Raw genomic sequence first — 15,893 nt, 5'->3', positions numbered from 1 at the left:
GGTATATGCCAAAGTACACGTCATAAAGGAATCAACCCTCTAAATGGAGAACGTCAATGAGTGAATGGGTAGCAGAAATAGGCACCTTTGTTGTGCAAACCACTATCGTGATGGCGCTGATAGGCGTTGGCTTGCTGCTGATTGCGCGCACCAAGCAAGACAAAGAGAGTGACCTGAAGCTCACTATCGAGCCGCTAAACGATCAGCGCCGCCGCCGTGGTCGGCGTTTACGGCTGGCTGCTACCTTGCCGGGGGCGCGTAAAAAGCTGCTGAAAGTATTTCGTAGCGAAGATAAAAAGCGCCAGAAGGGGCATAAATCGGAGCAAGATGCTGCCCCAGCGTCGCAGGTTTGGGTGCTCGACTTCCACGGCGACCTGAAAGCCTCCCAAACTGAGCATTTTGCGCAAGAGGTGTCCGCTATTATCGACGTTGCCGCTAAACAGGATGAGGTAGTGGTGCGCCTTGAGTCTGCGGGTGGGCTAGTGCATGCCTACGGCCTGGCAGCCGCCCAGTTAGACCGGCTGCGCACGGCAGGGCTGACCACCACGGTGTGTATCGATAAGGTGGCAGCAAGCGGTGGCTACTTGATGGCGTGTACCGCACAGCATATTAAGGCCGCGCCCTTTGCGGTGATTGGCTCTATCGGCGTGGTGGCACAAGTCCCCAATATTCACCGCCTGCTCAAGCGCCACGATGTTGACGTTGAGCTGCTTACCGCCGGCAAATACAAGCGCACCTTGACCGTGCTGGGTGAAAATACCGAAGAGGGCAAAGCAAAGTTCTTAGAGGATTTAGAGAATACTCACCGCTTGTTTAAAAGCTATGTGGCAGAACGGCGCCCCACCATGGACATCGATACACTCGCTACGGGCGAGATTTGGTACGGCAGCGAGGCATTGCCCCAACAGCTTGTTGACAGCGTAGGTACCAGCGAAGCCTATTTGGTTGAACGCATGACCGAGGCGCAAGTCTTCCTAGTGAAACTAGAAGCACCTAAAACCGTCAGTCGGAAACTGGGCTTGGCCGTGTCGGAAGGGATCGAAAAAGCGGCGCTGAAGGCGCTGGGTGTAATCGACGCCGCTGGGTGGCAGCGGCGCTGAGATTAACCTTAAAACATCAGGCAGCGTAATGGTGTGCCAAGGTGGCGATTACTGCCTTGGCACTTTCACTGCTTAATGAGTAATAGATCGTTTGTGACTCCCGCCGGGTATCGACGAGCTCATCACGCCGCAAAATAGCCAGATGTTGAGAAAGCGCTGACTGGCTTAACGCAAGTTGTTGATTAATTTGCGTTACTGACAGCTCTTTCTCGGCAAGAAGGCAGAGTATTTGCAGCCGTTTCTCGTTGGCCAACGCTTTAAGCAGGTTAGTACCCGCTTCAATCGCGCGACAGTTATGTTCAAGCAGGCGTGTGGCGGCGCTTGTAGAAGCAGACATAAAGTTCTCCTTGCCTACACTGTTACATCAGCGTTTTATAAGCATTGTTATACGTTGTCGAGGCATCGTCGCGTCGCGAGGATTAAGTTGTTTAATGATCAGTAATTTAGCGAGTTTTGTCCAAGCTGCTGTTTAACGATTAATCAATGGTAGTTGTTCGCCATCTTGTCGACAATGTCGAGGGCTGTCTAGCGCTTTAGTCGCTATTTAGCCCATAGTATGAGGGTGAGGCGTCGGTTTCCTTTGTAAAGTGTCAACAATCCTTTTTGATCGCTACTACAAAAAAGATAGGGACACCATGAGCCGCTACCAACACACCTTCCAACGCTCCATCGAACACCCGGAATCGTTTTGGGCCGAGCAGGCCAAACGTATTCCCTGGTACACGCCGCCGCAAACCATACTCAGTTTTGATGGCCAGCACCCTGCACAAAAACATGCACGCTGGTTTAGCGACGGTGAAATGAATCTTAGCTACGCTGCGCTGGATTACCATGTTGAAAATGGCCGCGGTGACCAGGCGGCGATTTTTTGGGATTCGCCCGCCGCCGAGGCCAAGCTAACCATTAGCTACCGGGAAATGCGTGACAAAGTGGCGTACTTCGCGGGGGCGCTGACCCAGCTAGGTGTCACCAAGGGGGATCGTGTGATCATCTATATGCCGATGATCCCCGAAGCCCTGGTGGCTATGTACGCCTGCGCCCGTCTTGGCGCCATTCACTCGGTGGTGTTTGGAGGCTTCGCCCCCCATGAACTGGCGGCACGCATCGAAGACGCCGAACCTAAAGTGGTGGTTGCCGCTTCCTGCGGTATCGAATTGGGCAAGGTGTTGCCCTATAAGCCAATGGTAGACCAAGCCGTTGCATTAAGCGCCCATAAGCCGGATGCCTGTGTGGTTTATCAACGCGCAGCACACCGTGCTGAACTGGGAGCAGGCGATCATGACTGGGAAACGCTGGTCGCCAAGGCGCCGTTTGCAGAGTGTGTCCCGGTAAAGGGCACCGACCCGCTGTATATCCTGTATACCTCGGGTACCACTGGAAAGCCCAAGGGGGTTATGCGCGATACGGGTGGCTACGCGGTGGCGCTGGCTTATTCGATGCAGGCGATCTACGCCATGGAGCCCGGCGACGTATTCTTTACCGCCTCGGACGTGGGCTGGGTCGTCGGGCACTCGTATATTGTTTATGCGCCTTTGTTAGTGGGTTGCACCACAGTAGTGTACGAAGGAAAACCGGTAAAAACTCCTGATGCAGGCAGCTTTTGGCGGTTGATTGAAGAGTACCGGGTTAAGAGCTTCTTTACCGCGCCCACCGCCTTTCGCGCGATTAAGAAAGAGGATCCCGATGCCAAATTGCTGCAGAACTATGATATCAGCAGCTTGAAGCACCTTTACGTGGCCGGTGAACGCCTTGATCCTCCTACATTTCATTGGCTGGATGACCTTTTGGATGTGCCGGTGATAGACCACTGGTGGCAAACCGAAACTGGCTGGCCGATTGCCGCTAATTTGCCGGGCATTGAGTCAACGCCGACCAAAGCGGGGTCAGCGACATTCCCGGTTCCCGGCTTTAATGTACAGGTGCTTAATCGCGACGGTGAGCAGGCCAAACCCATGGAGCAGGGCAGTGTGGTGATCAAACAGCCCATGCCTCCGGGGTGTTTGACCGGCGTTTGGCGGGACGAAAAGCGCTTTCATAGCGCCTATATGGCGGCGTTCCCCGGCTACTATTTAACCGGCGATGGCGGCTATTTTGATGAGCAGGGCTATCTGTTCATTATGGGCCGCACCGATGATGTCATTAGCGTCGCGGGTCATCGGCTTTCAACAGGGGAAATGGAAGAGGTGGTCGGTGCCCACCCAGCGGTGGCCGAGTGCGCTGTAATTGGGATTCATGATGATCTGAAAGGGCAGCTGCCAATCGGCTTAGTGATTCCCAAAGATGGCTTTGATGGTGATGAAGCCACACTAGAAGCCGAACTGATTGCGCGGGTTCGCGAACACATTGGCCCGATTGCCTGCTTCAAGCAGGTGTTAGTGGTAGATCGTTTGCCCAAAACCCGTTCGGGTAAGATTTTGCGCAAGCTGCTGCGCACGATTGCTGACGGTCAAGAGTTTGCTATTCCCTCCACTATTGATGACCCCACCAGCTTGGCGGATGTTCACGCCGCCATGCGTGAGCGCTCGGTAGGCGCGGCGGACAGAGCCACTCCGCTGGATTGACGTTTGGCAGGCCCAAGCCGCCCGAGATTGAGGGCGGCTTTCATTAGCCGACTTTTAATACCCCACAGAAGCCGTATAATGCGCTCCCCAGAACAGCGCCAGCTTTATCAACGTTGATGTAGCGATGCGCTTACTACCCCGAGGGTTCCCTAACCCCTCTTCGCTATTAAAAAAAGGTCTACCCGTATGTTTGCATTGAGTGAAACTCAGCACCGCCGTTGCCTAATGGTGATGGTGGCTTTCCATATCGGCATTATTGCCGCCAGTAACTATCTCGTTCAGCTGCCGTTTACGCTGTTTGGTTTTCACACCACCTGGGGGGCGTTTAGCTTTCCGTTTATTTTTCTAGCGACCGATCTAACCGTGCGTCTGTTTGGTAAAGGGCCCGCACGGTCGATTATTCTGCGCGTGATGCTACCCGCGCTGCTGGTCTCTTATGTGGTCTCAGTGGTGTTTCCCCGTGGCAGCTTTGCCGGTATTGAAGCGCTGTCGGAGTGGAATCTGTTTGTTGCCCGTATCGCACTGGCTAGTTTCTTGGCCTATGTGATCGGCCAGCTGTTGGATGTTCAGGTGTTTGACCGCTTGCGCCAGTGGGCATGGTGGGTGGCGCCGGTCTGCTCAACGGTGCTGGGTAACCTGGCCGATACCTTTGCATTCTTCTCGGCGGCGTTCTATAACAGCCCAGACCCGTTTATGGCCGCCAACTGGATCGAAATTGCTGCCGTCGACTATGCCATTAAACTCGCCATCAGCCTGCTGTTTTTCCTACCGCTGTATGGCTTGCTGCTTGCCTGGCTAACGCGCCGTTTGGTGGTTTGGACAGGTCAGGTGGACGCCGCACCCCGAACGGCGTAATGGCGTAATGGCGTAATGGCGTAATGACGTAAACACCACACAGACCGCAAAGCTTAGGAGCTAGCATGACTGCCGTTGCCACCGTTGATCTGCATTTTATCGATATGCCCGCCGAAGAAGCCGCCGCGGATACCACCCCACTGGTGATTATTCACGGCTTGCTGGGAAGTGCCGATAATTGGCGTTCGCACTTGAAAGTGTGGCAGCGCAGCCGCCGTGTGATTGCGCTGGATCTGCGTAACCATGGCCGCTCGCCCCATGCAGAAGGCATGCGTTACGCGACCATGGCGGATGACGTTATAGCGCTACTGGATAAGCTTTCGATTGAGCGCGCTCACGTGCTGGGCCACTCCATGGGCGGCAAAGTGGCGATCAGTCTGGCGCGCTTGGCGCCCGAGCGTGTGGCATCGCTGATAGTCGCCGATATTGCCCCAGTGGCTTATGAACATGGCCATGACGATGTGTTTGCCGCGCTGGACAACGTGCGGAAAGGGCAGCCCAAAAACCGCCGTGAAGCCGATGACCTGCTGGCTGAACATGTGGATTTCCGGCCCACAAGGCTGTTCTTAGCCACCAATCTGGTGCGCAATGACGATAACGTGATGGCGCTTCGGGTAGGCTTAGATGAGATCAAGCGTGGGTATGGCGACATTATCGGCGTGCCGGATGGCGAGCAGCCCTACGATGGCCCAGCGCTGGTGCTGCGTGGCGGCGATTCCCACTACGTGGCCGACGATATGCTGCCCGCACTGCGTGAAGTGTTGCCCCGCGCCCGTGTGGTAACGCTTAAAAATGCCGGTCACTGGCTACACGCCGACCAGCCGGATGCCTTTCAGCAGGCGGTCGAGGCGTTCGTCGACGCCCAGTAGATGCACGCGCAGTCATACAAACAGGCGCTGCCTTATCAGAGCGGAGTGACCGTTAAGCCGTGCTGCTCTGGATAACGCAAGAAACGGTTCAAAATTCGGTAGCTATCCACATCGAAGCTTGCGGACGTTTCCGCAAGCGTTTGCGCGTTGTTAAAACTGGTCGCGCTGCCTAGATAGCACCACTGGCGAACGACATGCCATGCAGACCCTGTAGCGCCCGCTGACTTCTCCTCAATAGCAATACTGCCCGGCCAGGGCCACACGTTGACCTGAAGCTGGGTGAGTGCTTTTTGCGCCCGCTGGGTATGCGCTGCTATCGACTCCTGACCATTGCACGCTCCACGGCACTTGCCCACCTGATTGGCAAAACAGCGCCCCTTACCTTTTTCCAGCCCCAACACCCGAGGGCAGAGCTGCTGCTCTTCAGCAATGGCGCGCAATGCATTCTTGGCCTCGCGTGCATTACGAAACAAGCCATACAGCGTGCCGCTTATAGGCTGGGTCAGGGCGTTACCGCTAAGCAACTCAGGGTGGTCGGCTTCCTCCGCCCAGTGCCAGGTAGTTAACTTGCGCTGTTTGCGTAGCTGCCGGTTCATAATCGGCATTAACGTTTTAACCAGCTGCGCCTCACGCAACTGGGCGCCTAAATCGCCAGCGGTCTCTTCCCACTCGATATGCTGAACCTGCTGGGCGAGGCGCATCTCTTTGTCGTCCTGGTGGTCGCGTTGAAAATGCCCTAGTACACGGCTGCGCAAGTTGACGCTTTTGCCCACATACAGGGGCAGCCGGTTGTGGCCATAAAACAGGTAGACGCCAGGGCGGGCGGGCAAATCTTGCAACTGGGCGCTATCCAGATGGGCAGGTAGCGTGCGGTGGCGGCGTTCATCGCCCAGCAGGCGCTGCCACGCTTCGTCGCTGTGTTCTGCCTGCCATGCCTGCCACAGCGACCACAGTGCATCCACATCGTCTCCGGCACGGTGGTGGCGGGTGGGTGTAATGCCGTAGCGGTTAAGCAGCGCTTTCAGATTGTGCTGACGCTGTTGGGGCGCTATCCGTCTTGATAACCGCAGTGTGCATATCAGCGGCGCCCGGAAATCCTGCCCAGCACGCTTAAATTCGTTGCGCAGAAAACTGTAGTCAAAGCGCGCATTGTGGGCCACTAATTGCCCGTCGCCCAACCACTCTCGAAGCGACTCGGCTATCTGTGCAAAGCGTGGCGCATCAACAAGCATGTCGTCGCAAATCCCGGTCAACTGGGTGATCTGCGCGGGTACCTTGCACTCCGGATAGATCAAGCTCGACCAGCGGTCAATCAGCTCGCCATTGATGACTTTAAGGGCGGCTATTTCGGTGATTCGATCCCGCGTCGCGCGGGTGCCAGTAGTCTCAACATCAACAAAAATTAAAGCTGTTTCGCTCATGGGCCGCCAGGTTCGTGGATAAAGAGCTATCAATACGCGGTTATAGAGTGTGGGGATTTACCGCCAGGCGCGATACTGGCAGCGTGTCTTCAATAATGCCCGCTTGTTGCAAAAAGGTTTCAAAGCCAGCGTAGCGTCGGCTGTCCAGCGCTGCAGGGCTCAATGCCATACGGCGCAGAATATCCTCCCAGGCGTTGGCGTTAATGTCATTGTCGAGCACAGGGTGCGCGCTAACCAGCAGATCCCAGGCTGCGTCAGGGTTGTCAATAATCCAGTGGCTCGCCTGCTCAAGGGCAAGCACGAAGCGAGACCAAGTATCAGCGCGGCGGGCAAGCGTATCGCTATTGGCCAGCACCACCAAGCCGTCATTGCGTGGAATATCTAACTCATCGAAGCGAATGACGTGGGTGTTAATACCCTCAGTCGCCAACTGCTGGGGAAGGTAGTGGTAAAAGCCATCGGCGACGGCGTCAATTTGGCCTTCACGTATCGCCCGGATGGGATCAAAGTGCAGGTTGACCGGTGGCGTAAAATCATCGGTTTGCTGCACCGAGCGGGGCAGTAAACGCGGAATGCTCAGATCGCGGCCTTCACCGGTGGTATAACCGTAGTGTAACCCTGCCAGGGTACTCTCTGTTTCTGCCTGCTCTTCACCGGTCACGATTACCGCTGTTAACGACGTTTCAATCAATGTCGCGATCCGGGTGATGTGCGCGCCATTATGGACTTGCAGATGAAGCAGCGGCTGACGGGTTAACGCCAAATCGACTTCGCCTGCGGTTAGCAGCTTGATGGCGATAGAAGGGTCGGCCGGTGACTGAATCTCCACCTCAAGCCCCTGGGCAGCATAAAGCCCTCGCTCTTTAGCAATCACCAAGGCCGCATGCTGCGGGCTCAAGTACCAATCCAGCATCAGCGTCACGCGTTTAACCGGGGGAGGCTCAAGCGGCGGTGCTGGAGTTTGCGCCATGGTGGGCACTTCCTCTTCGCTTTCGCTGTCAATGTTTCGCCAAAACGCTTCCGGCACCTCGACGTCTGTATCCAGCGTCAGCGGGTTCGTTTCTTGAGGAGTCTCTTGTTCAGAGCTCTCTTGTTGAGGGCTTTCTTCGCTCTCTTCATTAGCGTAAATAACTGAATTAGAAAACAGTAAGGTAACGATGAGACTCAATAGAATGGGGTGCCACCAGCGTGATAGGCAACGCAACATAGTCAGTAACTCCAGAGGTCGTAACGGCGAAGTGTAGCCGCCTGGGAAAGCTTCTGACCAGCCCTTTGACAATAAGAGGGCGCGGAGAAGAGACAGTAAATTCAACGGTTACATGCAATAATAGCGCTGTATTGATGTAGAGACGGAGAGTCATGGACGCAATTTATATGTTCTTTTTGGTAGGCGGTTCGCTAATGGCGCTCAGTATTCTGGCCAGCCGTTTATCGTCGATGATGGGTGTGCCGCTGCTGCTGATCTTCCTTGGGCTAGGCATGCTGGCAGGGGAAGAGGGCGTGTTGGGCGTCGTGTTTGACGACTACTCCATGGCCTTTGCTATCGGCCACCTCGCGCTTGCCATGATTTTGTTAGACGGTGGCTTACGTACCCGCCTCAAAACCTTCCGGGTAGGTTTTAAACCCGCGCTCTCTCTGGCTACCTTTGGGGTCTTTATCACTAGCGCCATTGTTGGCGTTATCGCCATGTGGATTTTTGACCTAACCATCATTCAGGGCCTGCTGGTTGGAGCCATTGTGGGTTCCACCGATGCTGCAGCAGTTTTCTCCATGCTGAGCGGTCGCGGCGTTAATCTCAACGAACGGGTAGGGGCAACGCTGGAGATTGAGTCGGGTACCAACGACCCGATGGCAATTTTCTTAACCCTGATGCTGGTCGAGCTGTTAGTGGGGGATATTGGCGGCCCCGTTCAAACGCTGCTGTTTTTCATTTCCCAGTTTGGTATTGGTTTGATTGTTGGCCTGGGGGGCGGTTGGCTGAGTGCCAAGCTGCTACGCTGGCTCGATTTAGCGCCGGGCCTTTACGCCATGTTAGCGCTGGCACTGGGGTTCAGCGTGTTCGGTTTAACCAGCGTGCTGGGCGGTAGTGGCTTTTTGGCGATCTATCTTGCCGGCTTGATGATTGGTAATCAGCCCGGGCGCCACCTTAACTTTATTCTACCTGTGCACGATGGCTTGGCGTGGCTAAGTCAAATCGGCCTGTTCCTGGTGCTTGGCCTGCTGGTCACCCCCAGTGAATTGTGGGACGTGGCACTGCCCGCTGGTTTAGTGGCGCTGGCGCTTATCTTTATTGCCCGCCCACTGGCCGTGCTGATCACCATCAAGCCGTTCTTTAAGTTCCGCTGGCGGGAAACCTTCTTTATCGCCTGGGTAGGCTTGAGAGGGGCGGTGCCTATCGTACTGGCGATATTCCCGGTCATCGGCGGGGTCGAAAACGCCTCGCTCTACTTTAATGTCGCGTTTGCTGTGGTGTTGATGTCGCTGCTGATTCAGGGCGGCTCGCTGACGCTGATGGCCAAGTGGTTGAAGGTGGAAGTGCCGGTAGGCACCGTGCCTAACCGACGCGGCCCGCTAGGCATATTGCCGGAAAACGACTTTGAGCTGTTCGTGTACGGGGTCGAGAACCAGGATTTAGAAGACGTGCCCATTCGGCTGCTGCGTTTTCCATCAGGTGCTTTGATTTCCGCGCTGTTCCGCGACCACGCCATGCTGCACCCCAAGGGCAGCACACGCTTGAAGCTGGGCGATGTGATTTGTGTGATCGGCCGCTCAGAGGACTTGTACGCGCTTAACCGACTATTCAATGGCGATGCCAAGCTCAAGCAGGAGCGCGCCTTCTTCGGTACCTTTACCCTGGATGGCAGCGCGCAAATGCAGGACATCGCCCAAGCCTATGGCCTAACGCTCAGCCCCGGCGAGCAGAACATGACGCTGGCGGAGTTTATTGCCCTGCGCGTGGGTGGCCACCCGGTGGTCGGGGACGACGTGGATTGGCACGGCATCCATTGGGTAGTCAGCGATATGGAAGGCGGCAAGATTACCCGCGTCGGGTTACGTTTGTACTAAAAGGCGTTGACTTCCAAGGAAAAGCTGTTAGTATACGCACCCATAAGCCGGAGGGATGGCAGAGCGGTTGAATGCACCGGTCTTGAAAACCGGCATAGGTTAATAGCCTATCCAGGGTTCGAATCCCTGTCCCTCCGCCACTTATTCAAGGGAATCAGCTACTTAGCTGGTTCCTTTTTTTATGTCTAAGCATCGGAAAAGGGCGAAAATATAACGAGGGGAACACCTACCGTTATACTGCTCCAGCCAGACCAGTGCATAATAGACTAAAGTCTAGTCTTCTAAGAACTCTCCCGCTCCCAGCGTGCTTACCGTCAACACTCGCTTGGCACGTAGATAGACCTCAGTCGTTCGCCGGTCGCTGTGCTGCAAATTGGTCATGGCGTTATAGCCTTGGTCATCTGCATCAGTTGCGTGCTTGGCGCGTATATCATGCTCGGTAAACCGTTCGATATGGCCCTCATGCATCGCCTTACGCATCCCATACTGCCAGCGGCTGTGAAACTTATCCTTGTTGTAAGGCATGCCGTCCCGCTTACAGGACAGCGTAGGGCCTTGCTTGCCACGGCCTAGGTTGTCGGCCTTTATCTCCTGCACTAAACGCCTTAGCTCATCATCCCAGGGGATCACAGCTTGTTTGCCTGCTTTGCTGCTGCGTAAAGCGATGCCGTCTGGAGTAAGTTGGTCTAGGCGCAGAGTGAGAAGGTCGCGTTGACGTAGTCCGGTTTTGTACTTCAGCAGGGCATAGCGGCGCACCCACGGGGAAGTGAATTTCAGGAAGCGGCTAAACTCAGCGTGCGTGATATAGCGGTCACGCGGCTTGAGCTTGAACTTGGTCACCGGATCGGCGGGGTTGTGCTCGACAATTCCCCAGCGCTGGGCATATCGAAAAATGTGCTTGAGCAGAGCCAACTCATGGTTGGCCTGCGTTTTGGACTGAACGCCGCGGGCGTCCATATAACGATAAATGTCGTGAGCCGTTATATCTCTTGGCTCGCATTCAGCAAATACTACATACGCTCCAGCACTTCGCCTTTGCTGTTTTCAAACGCCAGCAGGTGGCCCCAATCTTCTATCAGCTCGACCATTTCCTCCTGGTCGAAGGTGCTGCCATCGGCATTTAGGTAGGCAGTGAACTCTGGTGTTTTGGGCAGGTTCAAGGTAGCGGAATGATCGCAATGGCCAGGGCGCTCAGTAATGCCGATATCCAGATAAGAGCATGCCGCCATGGCGTCGCGGAATACAGGAGCTTCACTCTGGCGACCCGCCACGTAGGCAATAAAGTCTTTCAGACCCTCGGTTTTGAATTGCCCACGAAAGCGGCGGCGCTGGTCTTGATACTTTTCCATGTCCACCAGTGTTGACGCACATGACCGTTTCGGTGGTGTGTTCTTCCGACTGTGTGCCGTGTTCGGTCGGAATCTTGAAGGCCAGCTTGTGGGTAACGCCGACCCGGGCACCTGAGCCAATGTTCTCGACTGTTAGATCAATCGACACTTTGGCTTTCTTCTTCGGGTTGTCCGTTGCCAACGCTGCTGCGTGGCTAAGGACTTTACCCAGGCGTTCAGCCAATACGCCGTCTGGTCACATCGGTTGGGTGTGACATACGAGTACTACGTAGCGAGGGTGGGTGTGAATGGGAGGCATCAAAAAGGCCACCTCAGTGGGTGGCCTTAAATCAGCGCGTATTAAGCGATGGTGTTACGTTAGCAGTCTTCTGCAATCCAACGATTTTCTTGGGTCGTCGTAATTGTTTCGCTACTAATCAGCTCGGTCTTGGAGGTAGTGTGCTCTTCGCTATGCTGCGTAATGGTGATATTAATCTCAACATCTTGATCACCGTATGAATTAGACGCAGAAGCATGAACTGTGTTGCCGCTCTGCGGGGGCGAGCCTCATTGAGCTTGAGGGTGATTTTTTGCATATTTCAACAGTAGCTAAATTTCAACTGCTTAGATAGATGGATATAGCGTAGGTTTAATGCTTTTCTGCCTCATTACGAAAGGTCAGTCAGTGCTTCAGGGTGTTTTTCAGCTACTCGTAGCAATGTGCGTGCAGTGCCGGTAGGCACGCGACGGCCTTGTTCCCAGCCGCGAAGCGTACCAGGGCTTACGTCCAGCAGCTTAGCAAACTCACCTTGAGAGAGCCCCATGCGATGGCGAATTTCTGCGGCCTTGGGTACTTCTACTTGCGTCTCACGAGCGGCTTTGCCTTGCTTCATTTGGCGTATGGAAGCCAGCAGCGTATTGCCAAGCTCTTCACCGGTCATAAAGTCATCACTCTGCATCTTCAATCTCCTCTTTAATCTGCTTGAGGATGTGAGAGGGGATATTCCCACGTACTGATTTAGCGTATATCACCAATAGCCAAATCTTTCCATCCGGTAAGCAGTTGTAATGAATGACACGTACGCCGCCGCTTTTCCCTTTACCCTGTAGCTTCCAACGCACCTTTCGGCACCCACCCGATCCTGGGATAACATCACCAGCTTCAGGGTTTTTGGCTAACCACTCGAAGAAGGCTGTTCTTTCAGCTTCACTCCAAAGTGAGTCAGCGCTGGCTTTAAAGATATCTGTTTCGGCGATCGTGTACATAAGCCTATTGTGCGTCACTGACGTATAAATGGCAAATGCAAATTTCCAGATGGTGTACTAGATAGGTGGAGGGGGAGATAGATTTGGGGAGGTAATTGAGGGCTTCAGATCAGTTTGGATTCAGGATAGCAGTAGGAGGGGATAGTCAGTAATATCAGATAACGGAAAGGCGCAGTATTGGGATGGGAACAGAGCTAAAACACATGAGTATAACCGAGTATCAGTTATACTGATGCATTCTAAGTTACTGTTATATTTGGAAAAATAGAGGCTAATTCTCTGGTCTTGAAAACCGGCATAGGTTAATAGCCTATCCAGGGTTCGAATCCCTGTCCCTCCGCCACCTCGATACTAAAGCCCCTGATTCGTCAGGGGGGCTTTTCTAGGCTCTTCGCTTCCTCCCAAGTAAGCCCTTTATAAAATGCACCGGTCTTTCACTGTAATCCGGAAGTTCGTAATGCGCGCACTGGTGCACGCGCTCTTAAATCCTTCCCGCAGATTTCCAAGTCGTTCACCATCTGCCTTCGAGACCACCCATTCGTTTTCCTTCTTCGTCTGGGGGTGTCGCAGCTACCACCTTAGCGGGATTCGGCGTGGCTTTCTATTCCCGTACTTGCAGCCGATTACCTAAGGCAAATCAACCGTCATTCATGGGGTTGAATGATTGCTTGGTAATCCGCCTTAGGCAGTGCCTGCAGGTTCATATACGACACGTGAACGGCCATTTCCGTCAGCGTGAATGTCGCCAGCTCGTCGATGAGCGAAAGGGCAAGATCGTAGCTGGAGAGGCTGGTGGCAATCCCTGGTGTCCAGTGGTGAGCTTTGATGGCGCGGGCTATCAGCACATCTCTATCAGCATCTAGTGGGAATGCAGCGCCTCGGTAGGCTTCACGCCAGTGGTCGCAATAACAAGCAACGACAAACTCCCGGAAGGTATTAATCAGCATTTTGTGCAGCGCTTCGACGTTTTCGACGCCCGACTCTGGCAGGTTGCTGTATTCCCGCTGCATCTGCTCGAGCTGATCCCAACGTTTGTGGTAGGCGGCCTTGTCCAACGCTTTCCCCTTATCCCTAGTTTAGAAGCCACCAATATAGCGATATTGGATGGCTTTGCTCAATTCCTCTTTGGCCTGAGACTGGGCTTTCTATTTTAGGGGATTGCTATGAAAAAGGTTTCGCCTATTCGCCATTATCAGATGAGCAGTAATGCGATATGCCCTAACCGATAAAGGGTAATAATCACTCTTCATCAAGCCTCAAGTGATCAGCTTTAATAAGCGTTCCCACTTGTTGAGAGCAACCACTCCGTTTGTGCGCCCGAGCTGCACACAGGTATCGTTAAAAGCAGGCTTACGAAGGCCTTCTATATCGGGAAAATCAATCAAAGCGATTCTACACGTTTCACATTCGTATTCTTCAAAGCTGTAAGTCGTTTTCTTCATGTAGAGCCTCTGAAAGCGTCGCCTTGCCTTGCGACATTGAGCTGCATTCTTTGAATGCTCGACCAGACCGATGGGGGGGTGGCGTGAAGAGTTCAAAGGCGGAAGGGCTTGGGAGGTGATTTATCATCGTTATATGGATTGGAAACTCAATCAGGAGCTAAGGCTATGAGCTTGATTCAAAAGCACGGCCAGAACATGAATGGAAGAGATTTTATCGTTGGTGACATTCATGGGCAGTACGACCTGCTGCTTGAGTCCATGGCGCGCGTTGACTTCGATAAGTCAAAGGATCGGTTGTTTTGTGTAGGCGACTTGATCGACCGGGGGATGGATTCTTTCGAGTGCTTATCGCTAGCCTTTGAGCCTTGGTTTTTTGGCGTGCGTGGCAATCACGAGATGTTGGCCATAGATGCGCTTGAGCATGGTGGAGAGGCGGAAGACCTTTGGATGATCAACGGCGGCACCTGGTCGATAACTGAGAATATGATCGAAGTCCGGCAAATTCTTCGTGAGGCGCTGAAGTATCTGCCTTACGCCCGCCAGATAGATGTTTTGGGGCAGCAGATTGGCATCGTTCATGCCGAGCCGCCTGCGGACTGGTCGCAGGTTGAGATGGCGGATGATGTAGGCAAAGTGGCAATGATATGGGGCCGGACTCGTATAAAGAGAAGGGACACGACGCCAGTGGTCGGCATCGATGCTGTAGTGGTCGGGCACACCATTGTTGAGCAACCTACTTGGCTGGGCAATGTGTTCTATATCGTCACGGGTGCTTTTCATACGGGCCGGTTGACGTTGATCAATGCCCGAGAGGTGTTGGCATGAGCTGGCGCTAGCAAACCACTGCCAAAAAGCTACGCCGTCCTCGAGCACTAACCAAAAGCGGCGCGCCCCGGGCAAAACCTGTTGATTGGGAAGGGCAGGAGCAAGCCGTCCTGATCCGTTGGCTGTATGGCGAGAAGATGCGCGGTCATCCGGTAGGTGAGTTGTTTGATGCCACCTTCCACGTGCCCAACGGTGGCCACCGCAATAAGAAAACCGCGAGCGACCTAAAGCGCCAGGGCGTTAAGGCAGGTGTGAGCGATCTCCCCGTTCGCCAAGCCCGCGGCGGTTGGTTTAGCCTGTACCTGGAGTTCAAGGCCACCCCGCCCAAGGATGCGCCGTTAGCCGATAGCCAATTCAAGTGGCTGGAAGATAGCGAATATGAGGGCTATTGCGCCGTGCTGGCGCTAGGGCTTGAGGAGGCAAAAGCAGTGCTTAGGGAATACGCTAGTTGGCCCCGTACGCAAATAACCGGCGAACGGCTGGCGCTGGAGAGTGGTACCGAGTGGAGGAAGGGGTGATGACACAGCAGAAGGGGAGCCAGATGCAGTTTGATGATTGGAAGCGAGTAGCAAACCCCTGGCGTGTCGTAGAGGCGGCAAAGAGTGATAAGCGAGCGCGTGATGCTGCAGTATCACGCATCATAGACACCATGCTGGAACTGCAGCTGGATTATCGCCAGATAACCCCGGTTTCCAGCCGTTCAGTGTGACGGCTCTAGCAGGTGAGGTACCTGGAGGTGGTGGCCGCAGTGACCAGGCCATGCTGGCCGCGCTTCGCTACCACCCTCAAAGCCAATGGCATAAAGCCTGCGGCGTACTGCTCGATCAACTGCCCAAACGCCAGGCTGCTGCGATGCTGATACAGGCCGCTCGCATTCGCCCCGAGAAGATTGGCCATAGCATTTGGATGGTGACTGCCAGGCAGATGGTTGAGCGGCAGGAGGTGTTGCTTAGGGCGCTTGGGCTAAATGAGGGAGTAAGGCATTTTGAGAGTGTTGAGGTGTTGCAGGTGGCGGGTAAGCGAGGGCGTAAGCGGCTTTGGCAGGTGTTGGCGGTGGGGGAGGTGCGCCAATGAACTACCTTTAGATTATGCAGGCATATATCGGTCTAAAATCACGAATAGACCACAAATATTTGACGTATTCATTTTGCTCTTCGACC

General features: G+C 54.3%; 18 protein-coding genes and 1 tRNA gene. 10 read left to right on the top strand and 9 right to left on the bottom strand.

Features of this window, described 5'->3' with window-relative positions; genetic code table 11:
• The first annotated feature begins 56 nt into the window (after nt 1–56).
• Nucleotides 57–1,100, top strand: coding sequence for a protease SohB (gene sohB / locus U738_RS08980; RefSeq protein WP_035579424.1), 1,044 nt, complete (start codon nt 57–59; stop codon nt 1,098–1,100).
• Nucleotides 1,101–1,116: 16 nt separating this feature from the next.
• Here sohB and U738_RS08975 read toward each other — a convergent pair whose 3' ends face one another.
• Complete coding sequence (locus U738_RS08975; RefSeq protein WP_008956925.1) at nt 1,117–1,437, bottom strand: ArsR/SmtB family transcription factor; 321 nt, start codon at nt 1,435–1,437, stop codon at nt 1,117–1,119.
• A 250-nt stretch (nt 1,438–1,687) separates the two neighbouring features.
• Here U738_RS08975 and U738_RS08970 point away from each other — a divergent pair, with 250 nt between their 5' ends.
• From U738_RS08970 to U738_RS08960, 3 genes are all read left to right on the top strand, one after another.
• The gene (locus tag U738_RS08970) at nt 1,688–3,661 is read left to right on the top strand and encodes a propionyl-CoA synthetase (RefSeq protein WP_268746282.1); all 1,974 of its coding nucleotides are present in this window, start codon (nt 1,688–1,690) and stop codon (nt 3,659–3,661) included.
• 186 nt (nt 3,662–3,847) lie between these two features.
• The gene (locus U738_RS08965) at nt 3,848–4,516 is read left to right on the top strand and encodes a 7-cyano-7-deazaguanine/7-aminomethyl-7-deazaguanine transporter (RefSeq protein WP_035579420.1); all 669 of its coding nucleotides are present in this window, start codon (nt 3,848–3,850) and stop codon (nt 4,514–4,516) included.
• Nucleotides 4,517–4,581: 65 nt separating this feature from the next.
• Nucleotides 4,582–5,385 carry an alpha/beta fold hydrolase gene (locus U738_RS08960; RefSeq protein ID WP_035579418.1) on the top strand — a complete coding sequence of 268 codons (804 nt, stop codon included), beginning with the start codon at nt 4,582–4,584 and terminating at the stop codon, nt 5,383–5,385.
• 35 nt (nt 5,386–5,420) lie between these two features.
• Here U738_RS08960 and U738_RS08955 read toward each other — a convergent pair whose 3' ends face one another.
• Entirely contained in the window at nt 5,421–6,806 is a 1,386-nt protein-coding gene (locus U738_RS08955) for a 3'-5' exonuclease family protein (RefSeq protein ID WP_035579416.1), read from the bottom strand.
• 40 nt (nt 6,807–6,846) lie between these two features.
• Nucleotides 6,847–8,013 carry an ABC transporter substrate-binding protein gene (locus U738_RS08950; RefSeq protein ID WP_035579415.1) on the bottom strand — a complete coding sequence of 389 codons (1,167 nt, stop codon included), beginning with the start codon at nt 8,011–8,013 and terminating at the stop codon, nt 6,847–6,849.
• A gap of 152 nt (nt 8,014–8,165) precedes the next feature.
• Between U738_RS08950 and U738_RS08945 the strand changes: the two genes are divergently transcribed.
• Nucleotides 8,166–9,872 (top strand): potassium/proton antiporter, encoded by a 1,707-nt coding sequence (locus tag U738_RS08945; RefSeq protein ID WP_035579413.1) that lies wholly within the window; start codon nt 8,166–8,168, stop codon nt 9,870–9,872.
• Nucleotides 9,873–9,921: 49 nt separating this feature from the next.
• Nucleotides 9,922–10,012, top strand: a tRNA-Ser gene (locus U738_RS08940).
• A gap of 133 nt (nt 10,013–10,145) precedes the next feature.
• Here the strand turns inward: U738_RS08940 and U738_RS08935 are convergent.
• The 6 genes from U738_RS08935 to U738_RS08905 form a co-directional block, all read right to left on the bottom strand.
• Entirely contained in the window at nt 10,146–10,829 is a 684-nt protein-coding gene (locus tag U738_RS08935) for a tyrosine-type recombinase/integrase (protein ID WP_235208639.1), read from the bottom strand.
• A gap of 53 nt (nt 10,830–10,882) precedes the next feature.
• Nucleotides 10,883–11,221, bottom strand: coding sequence for a DUF2303 family protein (locus tag U738_RS08930; protein ID WP_231896705.1), 339 nt, complete (start codon nt 11,219–11,221; stop codon nt 10,883–10,885).
• 647 nt (nt 11,222–11,868) lie between these two features.
• A complete protein-coding gene (locus tag U738_RS08925) occupies nt 11,869–12,159 on the bottom strand; it encodes a helix-turn-helix domain-containing protein (protein ID WP_088701400.1) in 291 nt (96 codons plus the stop codon).
• Entirely contained in the window at nt 12,149–12,466 is a 318-nt protein-coding gene (locus tag U738_RS08920; protein ID WP_035579411.1) for a hypothetical protein, read from the bottom strand. The genes U738_RS08925 and U738_RS08920 overlap by 11 nt, the downstream gene beginning before the upstream one ends.
• A gap of 644 nt (nt 12,467–13,110) precedes the next feature.
• Nucleotides 13,111–13,521, bottom strand: coding sequence for a hypothetical protein (locus U738_RS08910; protein WP_035579409.1), 411 nt, complete (start codon nt 13,519–13,521; stop codon nt 13,111–13,113).
• Nucleotides 13,522–13,722: 201 nt separating this feature from the next.
• Nucleotides 13,723–13,908, bottom strand: coding sequence for a hypothetical protein (locus U738_RS08905; RefSeq protein ID WP_035579407.1), 186 nt, complete (start codon nt 13,906–13,908; stop codon nt 13,723–13,725).
• Nucleotides 13,909–14,073: 165 nt separating this feature from the next.
• Here U738_RS08905 and U738_RS08900 point away from each other — a divergent pair, with 165 nt between their 5' ends.
• From U738_RS08900 to U738_RS08885, 4 genes are all read left to right on the top strand, one after another.
• Nucleotides 14,074–14,733: a metallophosphoesterase gene (locus U738_RS08900; protein WP_035579405.1), complete on the top strand. Its 660-nt coding sequence runs from the start codon at nt 14,074–14,076 to the stop codon at nt 14,731–14,733.
• A gap of 137 nt (nt 14,734–14,870) precedes the next feature.
• Nucleotides 14,871–15,251 (top strand): VRR-NUC domain-containing protein, encoded by a 381-nt coding sequence (locus tag U738_RS08895; protein WP_050713480.1) that lies wholly within the window; start codon nt 14,871–14,873, stop codon nt 15,249–15,251.
• The gene (locus tag U738_RS08890; protein ID WP_035579403.1) at nt 15,251–15,442 is read left to right on the top strand and encodes a hypothetical protein; all 192 of its coding nucleotides are present in this window, start codon (nt 15,251–15,253) and stop codon (nt 15,440–15,442) included. The genes U738_RS08895 and U738_RS08890 overlap by 1 nt, the downstream gene beginning before the upstream one ends.
• Complete coding sequence (locus U738_RS08885) at nt 15,439–15,807, top strand: hypothetical protein (RefSeq protein ID WP_152561132.1); 369 nt, start codon at nt 15,439–15,441, stop codon at nt 15,805–15,807. Before U738_RS08890 ends, U738_RS08885 begins: the two co-directional genes overlap by 4 nt.
• Nucleotides 15,808–15,893: the final 86 nt, after the last annotated feature.

The organism is Halomonas sp. TG39a, assembly GCF_000744395.1.
In the GTDB taxonomy this organism is placed as follows: Bacteria; Pseudomonadota; Gammaproteobacteria; order Pseudomonadales; family Halomonadaceae; genus Vreelandella; species Vreelandella ventosae_B.
This window is presented reverse-complemented; position numbering and strand designations above follow the sequence as displayed.